Below are 19,188 nucleotides of genomic sequence, written 5' to 3'. Positions count from 1 at the left end.
GTCGGGTTTATGTGTATTTCAAAAATTCATCTGGGTTTTTGGCCTCTTCATAGGGCCCGTGTTTTATTTTCTTGTTCAAGGAGTACAAAAACAATAAAAATAGGATGGCATAAACGACTAGAAATAAAATCAGCGAGAAAAGAATTTGATTGGCCGATACTTCCTGTGAAAAGGCCTCACTGGTTTTTAAGTGGCCATAGACCACCCAAGGTTGCCTTCCCATTTCCGCGGCAAACCAGCCCACCTGATTGGCTATCTGCGGTAGCAAGACCGAAAACATAAAAATGCGCAGCAACCATTTTTTCTCGAACAAAGTACCCCGCCACCACAAAAAGCTTGCATAAAGGGTCAACAAGATCAAAAACATTCCAATGGAGACCATGATATGGTAAAACTGAAATACCGCATTGACCTGTGTAGGTATTTCATCCTTGGGAAAGGCATTCAAACCCTTTATGGGCGCCTCAAAATCCTGATGTATCAAATAGGACAATCCACCAGGGATTCCCATACCGGTAACTTTTTGGGATTCGTTGTCTACCCAACCAAATAGGTAGAGATCCGCTGCTTCGGATGCATTATAGTGACCTTCCATTGCGGCCAATTTAGCGGGCTGGTTTTTGGCGACGCCATCCGCAGAACTATGACCGGAGACCAATTGCATCAATGATACGATGGTTGCTATCGCCAAGGAAATCTTGAATGCCTTTTTGGAAATCTCAATATACCTTCCCTTTAAAAGGTAATAGGCATGTACGCTCAAGACCATAAAAGCACCGGCCAAAAAGGCACCCTGCCAAACATGGATTATTCTATCCATACTCGACGGATTGAAAACCATGGCCCAAAAATCCGTTACCTCGGCCCGTGCGTTCAGACCTTCGCCCACAATGTGATATCCGGCAGGGGTCTGTTGCCAACTATTGGCCACCACGATCCAAATGGCGGAAAACATGGAACCCAAAAAAACACCAATTGTGGAAATAAAGTGCACTTTTGGCGAAACGCGGTTCCAGCCAAAAATCAAGATACCCAAAAAGGTACTTTCCAGACCAAAGGCAAAGAGCCCTTCGGCGGCCAGCGCGCTTCCAAAAATATCACCTACATATTTGGAGTACACGGACCAATTGGTACCGAATTCAAACTCCATAATGATACCTGTGGCCACGCCAATACCAAAGGTTATGGCAAATATTTTCAACCAAAACCTAGTTAGGACCTCATATTGTTTGTTGCCAGTTTTTAGGTACAGTCCTTCCAAAACCACCATTATCAAGCCTATTCCTATGCTTAAGGGTGGATAGATGTAATGAAAGGCTACGGTGAAAGCGAATTGAATTCTGGCGAGAATCTCTACATCCATGATGATAGCTTTGATATAAAATTACAATTGGGATACATTTTGTTCTGTAATATGGGTTACAAATTGGAAAATTTAACATTTAGGTCTTTCTCAAAATGAAGCCCAAAAAAAATCGGCCAATTTAAACAGGCTCTCTTAAATCGACCGATGGCAATTAGGATTTAAATGCTTTTTTTGGCTAAATACCAATCCACTTTTTCAAGTGAATCGTCATTAATGCGTTCATTCAGCTCATCCAGGGTTTTTGGAGGTCCAACTATGACCTTATCACCTTTTTTCCAATCCAAGGGCATGGCCACTTTATGCTTATCAGAAGTTTGTAGCGCTTCCAAGGCCCTAAGGATTTCGTCCATATTCCTACCAACATTTAAGGGGTAATACATTATTAACCGTATTTTTTTACTTGGGTCAATAAAGAAGACGGCACGTACGGCAGCCGTTTCACTTTCATTGGGTTGTAGCATTCCATACAGTTTGGACACTTTCATATCCAAGTCGGCAATAATCGGAAAATCAAAATAGACACCTGTGTTTACCCGTACATTTTGCACCCAGCCTAAGTGCGCGTGAATGCTATCGATACTTAAACCCAAGAGTTCTGTATCAAGGGCATCGAATTCTCCCTTTCTAGTGGCAAAACCGCTCATTTCAGTAGTACAAACGGGTGTAAAATCCGCTGGATGGGAGAACATCACCACCCATTTGTCTTTGGCGAAATCAGAAAATTTGATTTTACCTTTTGTTGTTATAGCTGTAAAATCGGGTGCTTGGTCCCCAATTCTTGGCATGGGATTCACATTTTCAGAATTGACATTTTCAGTACTCATAATAGATATTTATTATTGTTAATTTAATTTTTGATAAATTTATATTATCGATTTTCATTCCGAAGTAACCTGGGTTACATAGCTGTCTTTTTAACATTTTTTGAACTTTTTTCCCTTTTTTATCAATTTTTATTTTTCTTCCCTTTTGTGACAAAAGTCACTTTGTAAAACTATTTGTCGATTTACTTTTGCCGGATGCAACTAAAATCCTTGGGTATAACTTGCCTGTTTTTGGCCATTACCGTTGCCAGTAGCCTAAAAATTGCGGGCACATTGGGATATTATGCGCTTTTTACGGAAGACTTTATAGAACGTTATTGCGAAAACAAGGAAAGACCGGAGTTGCAATGCGATGGTAAATGCGCCCTTTCCAAAATGTTGGCACAGAAGAAGCAGGAGGAAAGGGAACCCATCAATTTGGATTGGTTGAAAACGGAAACGATACTCTTTTTGGAAAACGTATCGTCCGTGGGCTTTGAAACTTTTCCAATTGTAAGAACGAACAAGTTTCGTCACATCAATTTATACCGGTTCAGGTACATCCAGCATATAGTTATACCTCCCTGGAAATAGATTTTTTCCATTTCCGCTTACCGGAGTTTCCAAGACTCACGGTACTTCTTTTATGTATAATTATTAAAGCTTAAAAATGAATCTAAAGTTTTTTGGGTTGCTAGCGGCGTTGCTACTGGCAAACCTACTCAATGCACAAAATTTTAAAGGCCAGGTAGTATCTGAAAACAACAACGAAGCACTATCGGGTGCCCGTATACAAATAAAGGGCGGCAGCTCCACGTACACGGATGCTTACGGCACGTTCAGAATTCAGGTGGACCCAGAGGGAGAGACCCTTGTAATATCATTTATGGGATATGGGACCAAGGAAATTGAGGTAAGGCCCTCCAACGAGATTATGCGGATTGCCCTAAAAGAGGCACCCATCCAGATTCAAGGTGTCCTGGTTACGGGGCAGCTTCAGAACGATCCCGTTCTTACCATGGAAACGAATGACTATGTGAGGAAAATTGTACAACCGCGAAATGTGGCCGACCTTTTTTCCGATGTCAATGGGTTCTCCTTGATAAAACGTGGCAACTATGCCATCGATCCCAGTTTTAGGGCTGCGCAATATGAACAGCTGAACGTTCAGTTCGATGGGGGAACAAAGGTAATGCATGCCTGTCCCAATAGAATGGACCCCATAACGACCCACGTAAATCCTGAGGAAATAGAAAAGATAGAAATCATCAAGGGACCTTACACCGTGCGCTATGGAGCTACTTTTGGAGGTGTGGTGAACATGGTGACCCAAAAACCATCGGCCATGGACTATGGTCTTAGCGGACAAATAAACGCAGGTTATGAGAGCAACGGGGCCTCTATGGTTTCATCGGCCCAAATTCAACAGGCTACTTCAAAATATGATATTGGCGGAACCATAGGGTATAGGGATTTTGGTAATTATCAGGACGGCGATGGCACGGAAATTCCCTCCTCCTTCAGGAGTCTGGAATATGGGGTAAGGGCCGGATATAATTTTAGCGAGGACCAAAGGTTGCAGGCCAATTGGAGACAATCCTATGGTAGGGATGTTTTGCATGCAGGTCTGCCCATGGATACGGACGAGGATAATAGTAGTATGTTTTCCCTGGATTATAAATTGACGGGACGTAGCGGATTGCTCAAAGAGGTCACTGCAAAGGCTTACTACAGCTATGTGGACCATATTATGTCCAATACCAAAAGGCCTTCGTTCATGATGACCGAAGCCATTTCTGAAATAGACGCGACCACATCTGGTGGAAAACTGGAGTTCAAGCTGGTTCCCAATGCAAAGCTTTCACTCTATACAGGTTTGGACCTCTTGCATATTGCCCGTGACGGTGCCCGTACCCGTTTGGTAAAAAGGAACATGATGGGGCCCTTGCCAACGCCCGTGCAATTTGTGGATAAGGTATGGCAGGATTCCTACATAAACGACCTTGGCCTATTTGCTGAAAGCAAGTATTCCCTTACCCACAATACGATTTGGACAGCCGGTGTTCGGTATGACAACGTACGCTCGGAAATCAAGGACCCGGAGGGCGATTTCGCGGCCTTATATCCAAATTTGGACAAGCGCACCGAACACAATATCAGCGCTACCACCTCATTGAAATATGCACCTTCCACAGAATTTATCATGGAGGTCGCCTATGGCCGGGGGGTGCGTTCCGCCAATATGATAGAACGTGTCATCAATCATTTTACGGTGGGGCAGGATCCTTTCGAATATATAGGCAATCCTAATTTGGATGCCGAAGTGAACAACCAGTTCGAACTTGGGTTTAAAGGTAGGCTACCACTTTCTGAAGAAAGCTTGGGTGCTTTTAGCTATAGCACTTCTTTTTACTATTCATTGTATGAAAATTACATTGTTCCGGTCATAGATGGAACCTTGACCCGAAAGTTCATGCCGGGCAACGAACCTCTGAATCCCAAAGTCTTCCGCAATTTGGACGAGGCCTATAAAACAGGATTTGAGGCTATGGTGGGCTTTGACTTTTGGGACCATTTCAATTTTACGACAGAATTGGCCTATGTGTACGCAAAAAATAAGGACTTGAACGAATCCTTGCCACTGGTTCCTCCCTTGAATACACGATTCAGGTTGGGTTATGAGGTGGATAGGTTTTGGACCAATGTGAACTATACCATAACGTCCAGACAGGATGATATCGCCCCTTCCTTTGGGGAACGGAGTACTCCCGGTTACGAGGTTTTGGATATTCGTTTGGGCATAATCCCTGTTACGAATGTGTCCTTGGGCGTGGCGGTGTTAAACGTATTTGATGCCACCTACAACAACCACTTAAATTTCGCCTTCAATAATCAGGCAGGTTTTACCAATGTGCCCATCAATGATCCAGGAAGGAATTTTTCCGCTTTTTTGCAGTATAAGTTTTAGAATTATAAAGGGACATTTTAAATAAGAATAAGGAATACGGAAAAAGGGAACTAAATCATTAGTTCCCTTTTTCACCTACAAATCGAATTATAGAGGCTTCGCCCACATGGTAAAGTCCTTCTTTTAGTTCCATGGTCAGTGCTTCAAGATAAGAAAAACGTATTCCTCTAAATTCTTTTTTGACTTCGGCAACGGAGAACAGCATATCCAAATTTTTGGGACCTCCGGATGGTTTGCCCAACTGTGATTTTGAAAAGGCCTCAAAAATGATCTTGCCACCCGGCCTTAAAAATGAAAGTAGGTGTTGATGAGCTTGATGCCGAATATCTATCGGAAAATGGACATAGCTAAACCCAAGCACATCAAACTGCTTTTCCGTGCGATACTCTAGAACATCACATACTTGGTAATCTAGGTCAAATCCGGACGGATGTATTAAATCGAGGGCCTTATCCTTGGCAGATTCGCTATAGTCAAAACAATGTACCTGCCAACCTTTTTGAAGGGCGTACAGGGCATTCCTGCCCTCGCCTTCGGCGGGGAGCAAAATGGATGCAGGTTGCAATAGATCCAGTTCTTGCTTAAAAAACTGGTTTGGCTCCGTCCCGTAGGCGAACGTTTCCTCGGAATATCGCCGGTTCCAAAAATCCTTCATCAAAAAACTAGGGCATCAAGGCATAGCCTTGCAATTGATAATTGGCCAAAACGGTCATTGCGGATAGGGCCAATTCCGTATTTGGGTTGAGGTCTTCCGCCCTGATATTCCGGGCAGCCGTGGCCTGTGCGCAGACAAATAGTTCAACGCCATATTCCTTCAATAGCTGCAATATTTCCGTATTCGGGTTGACCTTGCTATACATTTCCTGGTGTTTGGCATCGGTCAATGTGGCAAAGGTGGCGGCCCCATGTATGGCCACTACCATATGTACCTTATCCGAAGGAATACCGGCCGATCCCAACATGTTGATGACCCTAGCTATTTTCCAAAGCCCCTTGTTCACGCCGTCCATTTCAGAATCGCTGGTAATATCGAATACCAATTTGTACTCCAATGAGGCATCGGGCTGTACGGCCACCTCCTTGAAATTTTTGATCATACCATAGCCCTTAATAATTGGGGTTTCCCATTCCTGGCCCAAGGAAAGACCCATGCACAGAAGGGCGGACAAAAGACTTAGTACTGATTTCATATAGTTCGTTTCTTAGTTTATAAATTTGATTGGTTTGCTATTGAAGGGACCGATTTTTACTATCCTTCCCTTTGTAAATTTCTCGATAAGTTTACGAAAATATCGTTTCATTTTGGGTTTATTTGTAACAATTGTTACTGTATTTTCTCAGGTTACCTACTATTTTCGTTGGTCTTTTAAAGGGTTGTGCATAAGGTTATGGAGCATTTTGGATATTTGGTAAGACGTCTTTTTTGGCTCTTTGTCACCGTACTTTCCTTGATTACCGTGCTTTTTATCATATTGCTTACCTATAGGCCAGAAACTACTTTACATACCATAACCCCATCCGTTGTTGCCTCTAATTCGGATTGGCAGCCCAAAAATGTATTGGCCGCCTTGGAGAACGGAAGTATGCCCCAAAGGGTTAAAGTCGGATTTCTTTTAGTGTCCGAATCTCCCGGAAATATGGGCCCACAGGCCCCGGACCCAAACAAGCGATATGCCGGTAACAATCTTTCCTGCACCAATTGCCATCTGCAATTTGGAACCCAAGCAGGTTCGGGGTCTTGGGTGGGCGTTGCGAATCGTTTTCCACAATTTGGCGGTAGGGCGAATGCTGTGGGCGATCTAAAAGATCGCATCAATGGATGTATGGAGCGTAGTATGAACGGAAAAAAATTACCTAAGGATTCCCAGGAGATGTTGGCCATTGTGGCCTACATGGAGTGGTTGGGGGAGGATTTGCCCCAAGAACGGGAGAAGGAGTTCAAGGGTTTTCCAAAAATTAAAATTCCGGAAGTACGGGTCGATTTGGAGAAGGGTAAATCCGTGTACGATAGGGAGTGTCTCGTATGTCATGGAGCAGACGGGCAGGGAATCAAAAAAACCGATACTTCCAAAGGCTATCTCTATCCGCCGCTGTGGGGCCCGGATAGCTTTAACAACGGTGCTGGTATGCATCGGGTAATCACGGCTGCGGAATTTATCAAGAGCAACATGCCCTTTGGGTTGGCCACTTACAAAAATCCGAAGCTTACCGATGAAGAGGCCTACCACGTCGCAGGTTACATCAATAGTTTTGTACGACCGATAAAGGCAAACACGGAGGCCGATTATCCCGATAAAAAACTTAAACCCGTGTCCACGTCATACGGTCCCTGGGCGGACGATTTTTCCCAGGAACAGCATCAGTTTGGTCCCTTTCAGCCCATCATGGAATACTATAAAGAGAATTACAATATTGAAAAGGTGAAATAAGGGCCCATGCGAAAAATCGTCATTTTACTCATACTGCCCCTCTTTCTCCATTCTCAAGATACGTCCAGGCCTTTTGTGCAGGGACAGCTTTCCGGACAGTGGCGAAATTATTTTATGCATACCGCGAACAAAGGCGACTTAAAGGATTTTAGGGCCTTGGCCACAGGTGGTCATTTAAAATACCGGTTGAATGTAGGCAACAACTTTACAGTGGGCGCCGCCTTGTATAATTCAACCAACCTGGGACTTCAGGATTTGACCGTTCCGGATGGGATTACGGGAAGGTTGAGTAGGTACGAGGAGGGACAGTTTGACCGCTTGGACCTTGAAAATGATGCAATATTCCTATTGGGCGAGTTGTACTTGGAATATAAGATAAAAAAGCACCACTTCACTTTAGGTCGTATGAAAATCAATACGCCCATGATAAACCCGCAGGATGGCAGGATGATACCCACCTTGGTGCAAGGTTTTTGGCATAGATATAAACCAAATCCGGGTAATACCTTTCAAATTGGCATTCTCAATGCCCTTGCGCCAAGATCTACCGGAGGTTTTTTTGGAATCGGGGAAAGCATAGGGACTTATCCCGTGGGAAGGTCCATATTTGGTACGGAAAGCCGCTATGCTGGGAATACGGAATCGGACTATATTATTTTATTCAATTCCGATGTAAAACTCATGGAAAACCTACAATTGGGTATTTGGAACTATTACGTGGACAATGTCTTTAATACCGTTTACGTAAAGCCCCGATACAGATTGAACGAAGCATGGACCCTGGAAGCCGAGTGGTTGCATCAAAACAAGTTAGGGAACGGCGGAAATGCCTTGGATGAATTGCAATATTTCGGCCAGCCGTCCTCGGATATTTTAGGGCTCCAATGGTTGTATGTTCAAAATAAAACCAGTATTTCATTGGGCTATGATTATATATTGCCTGGCGGACAGTTTTTGTTTCCGCGCGAGTGGGGCAGGGAAGACCTTTTCAGTTTCCAGAAACGGGAACGCAGCGAGGGCACATACGACAATCATGCCCTTGTATTGACGTATGATACTACCTTTCCTGTCCTCAAAAATGATCTGGATATTAGGTCGATTGTGAGCTTGGGCAGGCACTGGAAGCCATCCGTTATCGATGCCGAAAGGAACAAATACGCCATGCCAGATTACACCCATATCAACTTGGACCTTTTTTTTAATATTAAGGGGTTAACCAATTTAAAACCAGAACTTCTGGTTACCGGTAAATTCGGGAACGGGGATATTCCCAACAACCCGAACTATTTCTTCAATAAGGTGGATATGCTCCACGTGGATTTTATCCTCAACTACAATTTTTAGAAGGATTCGACCAAATAAAAAAGATGAGGTTTTGGCCTCATCTTTTTCTTAATATTGAGGGAATTTATTTATTAAATGTCCTGTCCCTTCATCATTTTGTTCCAATACAAATAGGGTAGTCCGTATTTTTTTAACATCCAAAGTCTCCAATGTTCTTTGGAAGAATCTGAGATGAACATTTGCTTTAGCTTGGGATCGGGGGTAAAATTGTTGTGGTAATCGAATTCGGCCAAGACCATTTTTCCATAGTCGGTGACCAATGGACATGAGGAATAACCGTTGTAGGCCTTGGAGCCCATGGACTGTGTTTTCATCAATTTGTCAATGTTGTCCACCACGATGGGAACCTGTTTGCGGATTGCCGCACCTGTTTTTGCCGTTGGCAAAGCGGCCACATCGCCCAATCCAAAAATATTGGGATAGGTATTGTGCTGCAAGGTTTTATGGTCCACATCCAACCAGCCTGCCTCGTTCACCAAAATGGAATCCTTCACGAACTTTGGCGCCACCGAAGGGGGTGCCGTATGGAGCATATCATAATGGATACCGTAGCGGTTACCATCAACGGTTACCTTCACGTCCTTGTAGTTGTATTGGAAGGAGTCGTCCAGAAGTCGGTCATCGTCCTCACCGGCCATTACCACACAACCACCTGCGGTTATATCCTTGCCCAGTTCGTACCATGCAATTTTTTTATCGGCATCCACGGCCACCAACTTGTGGTAAAAGCGCAGGTTGATATCCTTTCTGTCCACAACTTCCATTAATGTTTTGGCCACTTCCTTAACCCCAAATATGACCGTTCCACTGGTTGCAAAAACGACATCTGTTTTGTCCCTTACGCCACTTTTTCTAAAATGACTTTCTGCGAGATACATGATTTTTTGGGGAGCCCCACCGCATTTTATCGGGGTGGTGGGCTGGGTAAATAGGGCGGTGCCGCCCTTAAAGTTTTTGATTACGTCCCAAGTATGGTTGGGGTCCGTATAATTGCTGCACACCACGCCTTTGTCCATGGCCTCTCCTAGACCGGGAACCAAGCTATAATCGTATGCCAAACCGGGCACGACCACCAAATAGTCATAGGATATGTCTCCGCTAGCGGCCGTTTGAACGATGTTATTTTCAGGGTCAAACCCGGTCGCCTTGTCTTTAATCCAGGTAGCTTCCTTGGGCATAACGGATGACATGGGCCGTGCGGTCTTATCAAAATCATAGGCACCTGCGCCCACCAAGGTCCACGCGGGTTGGTAGTAATGGGTGTCCGATGGTTCAATGACGGCTACGTCCTTGGCTTTCTTTTGCTTTATCAGTTGCGACGCCACCATGATGCCGGCAGTACCCCCTCCAATAACAAGAATTTGATGATGTGAGCTCATTTATTGTAAATTTTTATTCAACCTGTTAAATATATAGGGTATTTTTTACGAATTGTGTAACAAAGGTTACAGAGCCTTGAATTTATATGATAGCGGTCATAAAAAAGACCGATTCCTTCGTTAGAAATCGGTCTTTACAAAATGATTAAAATGATAATTATTTTGTTTTGCAGGTACTGATCCCGAAGAGCGTATACAGAGGACAAAAACTGACGAGACTCGTCAATACAAAAATGGCGGCCAAGGCCATCAATACATAGGCTAAGGTTCCCCCGATGACATTAAAATAGTACAGGGCAAACACTGCCAATGCAATAATGATTCGGATAGTTTTATCCGCACTTCCCATATTTTTTTTCATGATTAAAAGTTTAATTTGTTCCTATTGTTTTAAAATCCCAACCAACTGTTCAAGTCGGTGATGTTTCCGTTACATTTTGGTAGTTAATGCGTTACGATTCAAAATTGACTCTAATATAGTGATATTATCGGTCAAGTTTTGTAACCAAAGTTACCAAACCTTACGGAGCAAGAAATTATCTTTGACCTTATAAATTTGGATTATGGAATATCTAAAAGCTTTTTACGATGCTTTTTTGGGAACCCTCAACTGGACCTGGAAATCCATCCTATTTGAGGTTCCTTGGCATACGAATTATTTTTGGGGACTCATCGTGATTTCTTTGCTTGTTTGGGCATTGGAAATAGTCTTTCCTTGGCGAAAGAATCAGGGTATTTTCAGAAAGGATTTTTGGTTGGACGCCTTCTATATGTTTTTCAACTTTTTCCTTTTTGCGATTGTCATCAGCGGGGTATATAAAGTTCTTCAGTTGTTCTTTGAAGAAATGGGCATTACTGCCAAGAGTTTGGCCCTAATAGATTTTACCGCATGGCCTTCTTGGGCGCAATTGTTCGTTTTTTTCCTGATTTTGGATTTTGTTCAATGGTTTACCCATATACTTTTGCACAGATATGAGGTACTATGGAATTTTCACAAGGTACACCACAGCGTTAAGGAAATGGGCTTTGCGGCACATTTGCGCTATCACTGGATGGAAAACATCCTATACAAGCCTCTAAAAACCTTTGGTGTAATGCTATTGGGCGGTTTTGAGCCGGAACAGGCCTATATTGTCCACTTTTTCGCCATTGCTATCGGGCACTTGAATCATTCCAATATCAAGATTACCTGGGGACCCTTGAAATACCTTTTGAACAATCCGGTGATGCATCTTTACCATCATGCCTACAACCTGCCCTCGGATAAGCGATATGGCGTAAATTTCGGCATCAGTTTAAGTCTTTGGGATTATATTTTCAAAACCGATTATGTTCCAGAAGATAGTGGTACCGTGGAACTTGGCTTTGCTGGTGAGGAGTCCCTACCAAAAGACTTTTTTGGGCAATTGTTTTATGGATTTCGCTGGAAGAAAAAGGTAGGGTAAGTCCTTGTTAACGAAGGTTATAAAGCTCCAGTCACGTAAGTTTTAATGATTATGAAATAGTTCTACTAACTTTCCCAATCAAGGATGCGTACATGACAATTGTCAGGTTTTATTATTATTTAATTAAGTAGTTTGTGGCTAAATAAAAATGTCAAGTATGAGAAATGTTATTTTGCCCACCGATTTTTCACCCAATGCCCAAAAGGCAATTGCCTACGCCCAAAATCTTTTTAAGGGGAACACCACAACGTTTTATTTGGTAAATGTCATGGATGGGGCCGTCCCCTATAGTACAACTGGCATAGGTACCAAAAGGATGGCAGAGACCATCAATAAATCACTGTTGGAGCAGTCCAATGAAGGTTTGGAGACCACCATGGCCGATCTTAAGGCACAGGGCATAGCAGAGGAACACACTTTCGTGCCATGTTCCCTAAAGGGCTCTTTTTTTAATACTATTGAAAAGTTTATTGAGGAAAAGGACATTCATTATGTAATCATGGGTACCAAAGGGGCCTCCGGTCTTAAAGAGATGACCTTGGGAAGCAATACCAGTAGCCTTTTGGGAAAAGTACTGGCGGCGGTCCTTGCCGTACCAGAGAATTATACTTTTCAGAACATCGATGAATTGGTCTTTGCTACCGATTACGAGGTTGACTATTCCGAAAAGGGACTTGCACCCTTGCTGGATCTTAGGAGGGATCATAATTCACGCATTGCAGTGCTGTTCTTGGATGAGCAACGAAAAGGGTTGAGCGGCACCCAAATTACGGCCAAGTCCTATCTACAGACTCTTTTAAAAGAAGAAAACAGTGATTTTTTTGAACTGGACGGGGTAGGTGTCGCTATGGGTGCCCGGTTGTTCACTAAGAGCCGTAGGGCAGATCTTCTTTGCCTTGTAGCCAAAAAACATGATAAACTGTTGGATTTATTTAGGAAATCTGAAACCAAGGGAATGGTAAACCATGCAGATGTTCCTATTTTGGTTTTGAACCAAGCTAATTTTTAATTGTTCACTGCCATGTTTTATTAGGAAGGGCAGACTGGACCGGGACTTTTGTAGCCGAGGAAATAGAGAATAAGGTAATGAGTTAAAAGTTAAAGGTATATTTTTCCCAAGTCAAAGATTTTTCATCCTTTCACCTTTGAACCCCGCCGTTCTTAAGGCTCTTCCTTCTGAAAAGTAATACTCCAAATCCCCCTTACCTCATTGGTGGAATATCCCGTAGCGGCATCCTCAGGGTAGCGTTCGTTTAATATGGAGACCACTTCTGAAGGTATATCCTTAGATGGATTCCCATGACATTTCAGGCACATATCGTTGGTGACAATAGGCGCGTAGAAGTGTGTTTTATCGCCGTTTTCCATTACTATGGGCTCATAAACTTCATTTGCCCTAATTTTATCCTTGAAAAAGGCAATGTGCTCCATTTCTTGGGCATTGGCCTTGTTTCTAGGATTTCTGGTCTTGTCCGAAACTCTTTTGATTTTGGCGTTATGTACGATCGCCATGCTATCCGTTAATGGATAGGCCCTTTCATTGCAAAACTTCAATGCCGCGACCGAACCTTCCTTTTGCATTTTTCCCATGAGGTTCTTGCCCAATACCTTTTGGGTACTTTGGGCAATCTCCAAGCCTATTTGTTTTGCCGATTTTTGAAGGGCGTCCGCCTCCTTTAGCACTTTTCCCTGCTGCTCAAAGTTTCCGGAACCGTGTCTTTGTTCCCAGTGCTCCTTAAACCAGCTGGGTTCCTCAATTTTATAGTCAAACAGATACTCCGATATAATTCTGATATCCTCCTCCGAATAGGGTTGATATGGCATTACCCCGAATCTTTTTAGGGCACCTTTCATCTTTCCTTTTTCCAGGCTGGGTTTTTCCACAAAGTTCCAAATGGCATCCACAAATTCTTCCTTGGTGGGGCTGTCCATGAGGTATCTAGCCTTAATGGCGACCATGGGCGGGGCGATCTGTGCATCCTCGCTGGCATCGGGACCATGACATACATAGCATTTGGCTTCCATAAGTTCCTTGCCCCATAAAACATCTTGTTGGTTAAATGCTGGCTTTTCTATTGCTACCTCGGAAATCGATTTATCAGTATTCCCTGAATTCTTACAGCTTGCCAAATATAGAAGCGAGATTATGAATAGGATTTTTTTCATCGGATTGATTTTTTGAATTAAATAGGCTTGCACCGGCTTCCTAGGTATTTGTGGGAAGACTAAAAATATCCCTTCGTTGATATGGATTACTGGTCATTCCAATTGCAACATCGGCATCAAAATACCATTTTAAAGCGCTATTTCATTTTACCTGTAGCACAGCTAACATAGGACTTGAATTGTGCCATCTTTGAATTTTCCATATCCACCGACGGATATCCAATTTTCCGAAGCTTTTCCTTAACCAGTATGGCATCGTCCAAATCCTGGTATTCAAAGGAAACGGAGGAAGTTTCTACGTCCACAGAAACATTGGAAACCGAATCCAATTCAGATACTTTACTGATGATCGTTTTTGCACAGCCCCCACATTTAAGGTTCTGCACCACTAATGTAGCCTTCATACCAGTACTTTTATTATGTTCAGTTCCAGGAATTATAGCCTCCCCGTAGATCGTAAATTTCGTTAAAACCCATAGCTACCAGTTTCTTGGCCGCCTTTTGGCTTCTAGCGCCGGATCTGCAGTAAACATATACAGGCTTATTTTTATCCAATTTCTCAAAAGCCGTCCTGAAGTTCGAGGCATTGAAAAAATCGATGTTAAGGGCCTTTTTTATGTGTCCGCCGTTATATTCAGAAGAGGTCCTTACATCCACCAACTGTACTTTTGGGTCGCTGATGGCAGTGGCATATGCGTTTTTATCCAAAATGACGATGTTTCCCGTATCGGTAGTGTTCTTGGAACCAAATAGTGCGCTTAGAAATGACATTTGTTACGAATTTTAAAGTGAGAATTTTTAAAAGGAGACAGACTTTCTGGCCTGCCTCCTTTAAACAACCAACCAATTAAAAACAATCGGATCAATACCTATCCCTAAATATCGATCGGATTTTTGTTACTACAGTCGTATTACTATAGTACCCTAAAGGTATAATGTAATCCGGGCACCCACAGTAACTATAGTTACACAAGGAAAAAAAATCGAAAAATTTAGGAATACCGGCCTTTGAGGTAAAAAAAAGACCCACAAAAATCATGAAATGAATCTTTCCGTGGGTCTCTAACTAACTAAAGGTTCTTTGAAGGTATTTGATTTACATTAATTTACAAAGTAGATGGGCAAACATATTCGGAAACCGGTATTCCGGCTTCATTGATGGCTTTAAAACCGCCCTTTACATCGATCAAGTTATGGATGCCCCTACTTTTTAAGATGCTGGCGGCAATCATGCTCCTGTAACCTCCGGCACAATGAACATAAAATGTATCGTTATCCGGAAATTCGGCCAAGTAATCGTTCAAATAATCCAAGGGCGTGTTATGTGCTTCCAATACATGTTCGGAAAGATATTCGCTGTTCTTTCGGACATCGAAAACAGGAATATTTTCCTTTTCCATCTGCGATTTTAATTCCGAAGCATCGACCTGACTAACCGTATCATATTCCATGGAGGCCTTTTTCCAAGCCTCAAACCCGCCTTCCAAATAACCAAGGGTATTGTCAAAACCTACTCTGGATAATCTGGTAACGGCTTCTTCTTCCAAACCTTTTGGTGCCACCAATAGAATGGGTTGTTGTACATCTGCGATCAAGGCTCCCACCCATGGGGCGAAGCTACCATCAAGCCCTATGAATATGGATCGTGGGATATGTCCTTTGGCAAAGTCGGCCGCATTGCGAACATCCAATACAATGGCTCCAGTTTCATTGGCTGCCGCTTCAAAGGCTTTTGGGGACAGGGCCCTGGTTCCCCTTTCAAGAATCTGGTCGATATCCTCGTATCCTTCCTTATTCATTTTTACGTTCAAGGGGAAATATTGTGGCGGTGGTAATAATCCGTCCGTAACTTCATCGATAAATTCCTCCTTGGTCATGTCAGCACGAAGGGCATAGTTCATTTTTTTCTGATTTCCCAAGGTATCCACGGTTTCCTTCATCATATTCTTTCCACATGCGGAACCTGCACCGTGGGCGGGGTATACGATTACATCGTCGGCGAGCGGCATTATTTTCTCCCGAAGACTGTCGTACAAGAATCCTGCGAGGTCCTTTTCCGTCAATACGCCCATTTTTTGGGCAAGGTCCGGTCTGCCAACATCTCCCAAGAACAGGGTGTCACCACTAAATATGGCATAATCCTTTCCATCTTTGTCCTTCAGTAGGTAGGTGGTACTTTCCATGGTATGCCCGGGAGTGTGAAGTACTTTTATGGTTACCTCTCCCAGTTTGAATTCTTGGTTGTCCTCTGCAATGATGGCTTCAAAATTGGGATTGGCATTGGGGCCGTATATGATAGGTGCCCCGGTCTCCTTGGCCAAGGTTACATGTCCGCTAACGAAATCGGCATGAAAATGAGTCTCAAAAATATACTTGATTTTTGCATCATCCAATTTCGCCCTATTGATATACGGTTTTACCTCCCGTAGCGGGTCGACAATGGCCACCTCTCCTTTACTTTCTATATAATAAGCTCCTTGAGCAAGGCAACCTGTATAAATCTGTTCAACTTTCATCTGTTTATTTTTATTGTTTTAGTGGGTCATGCTTCGACTACGCTCAGCACAGGGTTGCAATTATTCACATCATTTCAGTTTGTCTACCATCAGTGTTCATGAATCTTCGATTTAGTTCATTATTTACTATTTGCTTTTCAGCGGTATTCATGAAACTTCGTTTTCGCCAATAACCATTTACTCACGAAGCTTGTCTATTTTCAAAAAAGGTGTTCGTGAACCTTTGGTTTCAGTAGGTATCAAGACTTGTTATGGCTCATTTCATGGGTACACAGTTTTTAATTGAAGACAAAATTACTAATTGTAATTTACTAAATAGGTAACAAAGGTTACATTTGCCGCAAACGAAAAGCCCCTATAAAAGGGGCTTTTTCATAGTTTTCAATGAATTATAACATGGTGGACGGGCATACGTATTCCGACTTTGGAAGTGCCGTTTTGGCAAGGTCGGCGAAGCCTCCCTCTACATCCGCAAAATCCTGCCATCCTCGTTGTTTCAGTATGGATGCGGCAATCATACTTCTATAACCGCCCGCACAGTGAAGCACAAATGTGCTGTCCTTGGGAAATTCCGCCAAATGTTGGTTTATCTCATTTAACGGTATGTTCACCGCACCGATCAAATGCTCGGAATCAAATTCGCTTTTTTTGCGAACATCGATTATCAATGGTCTTTCGTCTTTCATGGCTTTTTCCAGTTCCGTGGCCGAAATACGGTTGACCATCTCAAATTCCTTACCGGAATCTTTCCAGGCCTCAAAGCCACCTTTCAGGAAGCCCACGGTGTTGTCATAGCCCACCCTGGATAAGCGCGTAATGGCCTCTTCCTCTTTTCCATCGTAGGTCACCAACAGAATTTCCTGTTTGATATCCGGAATCATTTCGCCCACCCATTGGGCAAAACTACCTTCCAGACCAATGTTGATGCTGTTAGGGATAAAACCCTTCGCAAAATCGGCCGCATCCCTCGTGTCCAGAACCAGGGCCCCGGTTTCATTGGCTACCGCCTCAATGGCTTGGGGCGAGTAAGGGGTTGTGGCTCTGTCCATTATATTGTCCAAACTTTCGTAGCCCTTGATGTTCATCAATACGTTCTTTGGGAAATAGCCCGGTGGCGTGGTAAGCCCGGTAAGCAATTCCTTTATGAACTCTTCCTTGGTCATATCGGCACGGAGGGCGTAGTTTACCTTTTTTTGGTTCCCTAGGGTATCCGTGGTTTCCTTGCTCATCATTTTACCACAGGCGGAACCCGCCCCATGATTGGGGTATACGATCAGGTCATCGCTCAAGGGCATAATTTTGTTTCGAAGGGAATCAAATAAATGCCCCGCCAATTTTTCCTCGGTCAGTTCGGATACTACGTGCTGGGCCAAATCGGGTCTTCCCACATCGCCAATGAACAAGGTATCGCCCGTAATAATTCCGTGCTCGTTTCCTTTTTCATCGATAAGTAAATAGGTGGTACTTTCCATAGTATGGCCCGGGGTATGGATAACCTTTACCTTGTAATCGCCTACTTCAAAAATTTGCCCGTCTTCGGCGGTAATGGCTTCGTAGGCAGGTTTTGCCCCCGGTCCAAAAACGATGTTGGCATTGGCTTTTTTCTGAAGGTCCAAGTGACCGCTTACAAAGTCTGCATGGAAATGGGTCTCAAAGACATATTTGATTTTGGCATTGTCCTTTTTTGCCCTATCGAGATACGGTTGAACTTCCCGCAAGGGATCAAATACGGCGGCTTCACCTTTACTTTCAATATAGTAGGCGGCATGCGCCAAACATCCTGTGTAGATCTGTTCTACTTTCATAATTGCTGATATTTAATGGTTTACTTTTTAAAAGTAGGGATTCCCAAAAAAGGATACAGTGACTTTTGTTACATAAGCCGAAAAATTGTTGGGGTAGGGAAAATGCAGTAAAACTTGAAAAATGCGCGTCTAGGAAAGGGTGAAGAACTCCATGTAAAAAATGAATACGGCCATCACCAGAATAAAATATCCGAAGCCTTTCTTCAGCTTATTACCGTCGATAAAGTTGCCCATATAACTTCCTATAAAGATTCCCAAAAAGGAAAGACCTGTAAAAATGAGAAGGAAAAACCAGTTGATTTCCATGGTCAACGCATCCCCCAAAAAGAAACCCATTAAGGATTTTACCGCAATAATGATCAAGGAGGTTCCCACGGCGACCTTCATTTCTACATTGGCCAAGATAACGAGCGCTGGAATGATCAGAAAACCGCCCCCGGCCCCAATTAGGCCAGTGATACCACCAACCAACAAGCCTTCTGCCAAAATGAAGGGGTAATTGTATTTTACAACGCCAGTCACTTTCTTTGGGGCTTCCTTTTTTGTTTTTAACATGGAATATGCGGCAGGAATCATTAGGATTGCAAACAACCCGAACATACCCATGCGACGTGTAAACTGAAAATCACCTATTTCAAACAAAACATCCGGTAAAATGGGGACGAGATAGTGCCTTACCAAGGTTACCCCTATAATAGCGGGTATACCAAAAACAATCGCCGTTCGCCAGTCCACATATCCTTTTAGATGTTGTTTCCAACCGCCTACCAGGGCACTTGCCCCGACAATAAAAAGGGAGTAGGCCGTGGCCACTTTTTCATTTACGGAAAATAGGTAGGCCAGTACGGGTACGGCCAAAATGGAACCTCCACCGCCAATGAGACCTAGGGATATTCCAATGATTAACGCGCTGATGTAACCAAATATGTGTAGCACTTCCATGTAACATTTACAATTACAGGTGCGA

The 19,188-nt window shown here is 43.2% G+C and carries 18 protein-coding genes; 6 read left to right on the top strand and 12 right to left on the bottom strand.

From position 1 onward, the window contains the following. Positions 1-7: 7 nt before the first annotated feature. The gene (locus tag FEK29_RS11325; RefSeq protein WP_138258550.1) at positions 8-1,363 is read right to left on the bottom strand and encodes a cytochrome ubiquinol oxidase subunit I; all 1,356 of its coding nucleotides are present in this window, start codon (positions 1,361-1,363) and stop codon (positions 8-10) included. A gap of 161 nt (positions 1,364-1,524) precedes the next feature. Continuing rightward, positions 1,525-2,190, bottom strand: coding sequence for a peroxiredoxin (locus tag FEK29_RS11320; RefSeq protein ID WP_138258549.1), 666 nt, complete (start codon positions 2,188-2,190; stop codon positions 1,525-1,527). Between the two features lie 195 nt (positions 2,191-2,385). Between FEK29_RS11320 and FEK29_RS11315 the strand changes: the two genes are divergently transcribed. Both FEK29_RS11315 and FEK29_RS11310 read left to right on the top strand, forming a co-directional pair. After that, positions 2,386-2,763: a hypothetical protein gene (locus tag FEK29_RS11315; RefSeq protein WP_138258548.1), complete on the top strand. Its 378-nt coding sequence runs from the start codon at positions 2,386-2,388 to the stop codon at positions 2,761-2,763. A 76-nt stretch (positions 2,764-2,839) separates the two neighbouring features. Beyond that, complete coding sequence (locus FEK29_RS11310) at positions 2,840-5,137, top strand: TonB-dependent receptor (RefSeq protein ID WP_138258547.1); 2,298 nt, start codon at positions 2,840-2,842, stop codon at positions 5,135-5,137. A gap of 58 nt (positions 5,138-5,195) precedes the next feature. Here FEK29_RS11310 and FEK29_RS11305 read toward each other — a convergent pair whose 3' ends face one another. Further along, positions 5,196-5,792 (bottom strand): class I SAM-dependent methyltransferase, encoded by a 597-nt coding sequence (locus FEK29_RS11305; protein WP_138258546.1) that lies wholly within the window; start codon positions 5,790-5,792, stop codon positions 5,196-5,198. A 7-nt stretch (positions 5,793-5,799) separates the two neighbouring features. Next, on the bottom strand, positions 5,800-6,327 hold the full coding sequence (locus FEK29_RS11300) for a DsrE family protein (RefSeq protein ID WP_138258545.1): 528 nt from the start codon (positions 6,325-6,327) through the stop codon (positions 5,800-5,802). Positions 6,328-6,525: 198 nt separating this feature from the next. On the opposite strand from FEK29_RS11300, the gene FEK29_RS11295 reads away from it, so the two are divergent. Both FEK29_RS11295 and FEK29_RS11290 read left to right on the top strand, forming a co-directional pair. After that, positions 6,526-7,566 (top strand): c-type cytochrome, encoded by a 1,041-nt coding sequence (locus FEK29_RS11295; RefSeq protein WP_138258544.1) that lies wholly within the window; start codon positions 6,526-6,528, stop codon positions 7,564-7,566. Between the two features lie 6 nt (positions 7,567-7,572). After that, positions 7,573-8,910, top strand: a complete 1,338-nt coding sequence (locus FEK29_RS11290; RefSeq protein WP_138258543.1) for an OprD family outer membrane porin — start codon at positions 7,573-7,575, stop codon at positions 8,908-8,910. A gap of 71 nt (positions 8,911-8,981) precedes the next feature. On the opposite strand, the gene FEK29_RS11285 is transcribed toward FEK29_RS11290, so the two are convergent. Next, complete coding sequence (locus FEK29_RS11285; RefSeq protein ID WP_138258542.1) at positions 8,982-10,289, bottom strand: NAD(P)/FAD-dependent oxidoreductase; 1,308 nt, start codon at positions 10,287-10,289, stop codon at positions 8,982-8,984. A gap of 157 nt (positions 10,290-10,446) precedes the next feature. Then, complete coding sequence (locus FEK29_RS11280) at positions 10,447-10,650, bottom strand: YgaP family membrane protein (protein WP_138258541.1); 204 nt, start codon at positions 10,648-10,650, stop codon at positions 10,447-10,449. A 199-nt stretch (positions 10,651-10,849) separates the two neighbouring features. Between FEK29_RS11280 and FEK29_RS11275 the strand changes: the two genes are divergently transcribed. Together FEK29_RS11275 and FEK29_RS11270 are read left to right on the top strand one after the other, a co-directional pair. Further along, positions 10,850-11,734 carry a sterol desaturase family protein gene (locus FEK29_RS11275; protein WP_138258540.1) on the top strand — a complete coding sequence of 295 codons (885 nt, stop codon included), beginning with the start codon at positions 10,850-10,852 and terminating at the stop codon, positions 11,732-11,734. Positions 11,735-11,891: 157 nt separating this feature from the next. Beyond that, positions 11,892-12,743, top strand: coding sequence for a universal stress protein (locus tag FEK29_RS11270; RefSeq protein ID WP_161595347.1), 852 nt, complete (start codon positions 11,892-11,894; stop codon positions 12,741-12,743). 152 nt (positions 12,744-12,895) lie between these two features. Here FEK29_RS11270 and FEK29_RS11265 read toward each other — a convergent pair whose 3' ends face one another. The 6 genes from FEK29_RS11265 to FEK29_RS11240 all read right to left on the bottom strand — a co-directional run bounded on the left by FEK29_RS11265 (position 12,896) and on the right by FEK29_RS11240 (position 19,163). Next, complete coding sequence (locus FEK29_RS11265; protein ID WP_138258538.1) at positions 12,896-13,900, bottom strand: c-type heme family protein; 1,005 nt, start codon at positions 13,898-13,900, stop codon at positions 12,896-12,898. 137 nt (positions 13,901-14,037) lie between these two features. Further along, on the bottom strand, positions 14,038-14,304 hold the full coding sequence (locus tag FEK29_RS11260) for a heavy-metal-associated domain-containing protein (RefSeq protein WP_138258537.1): 267 nt from the start codon (positions 14,302-14,304) through the stop codon (positions 14,038-14,040). Between the two features lie 19 nt (positions 14,305-14,323). Further along, positions 14,324-14,671, bottom strand: coding sequence for a rhodanese-like domain-containing protein (locus FEK29_RS11255; protein ID WP_138258536.1), 348 nt, complete (start codon positions 14,669-14,671; stop codon positions 14,324-14,326). Positions 14,672-15,006: 335 nt separating this feature from the next. After that, complete coding sequence (locus FEK29_RS11250; RefSeq protein ID WP_138258535.1) at positions 15,007-16,416, bottom strand: MBL fold metallo-hydrolase; 1,410 nt, start codon at positions 16,414-16,416, stop codon at positions 15,007-15,009. A gap of 389 nt (positions 16,417-16,805) precedes the next feature. Next, a complete protein-coding gene (locus tag FEK29_RS11245) occupies positions 16,806-18,221 on the bottom strand; it encodes an MBL fold metallo-hydrolase (RefSeq protein WP_138258534.1) in 1,416 nt (471 codons plus the stop codon). Between the two features lie 129 nt (positions 18,222-18,350). Further along, on the bottom strand, positions 18,351-19,163 hold the full coding sequence (locus FEK29_RS11240; RefSeq protein ID WP_138258533.1) for a sulfite exporter TauE/SafE family protein: 813 nt from the start codon (positions 19,161-19,163) through the stop codon (positions 18,351-18,353). Between the last annotated feature and the right edge of the window lie 25 nt (positions 19,164-19,188).

Source organism: Maribacter aurantiacus (assembly GCF_005780245.1).
GTDB classification, from domain to species: domain Bacteria; phylum Bacteroidota; class Bacteroidia; order Flavobacteriales; family Flavobacteriaceae; genus Maribacter; species Maribacter flavus.
Note: the sequence above shows the minus strand (reverse complement) of the source record. Positions and strands in the feature narration are given on the sequence as shown.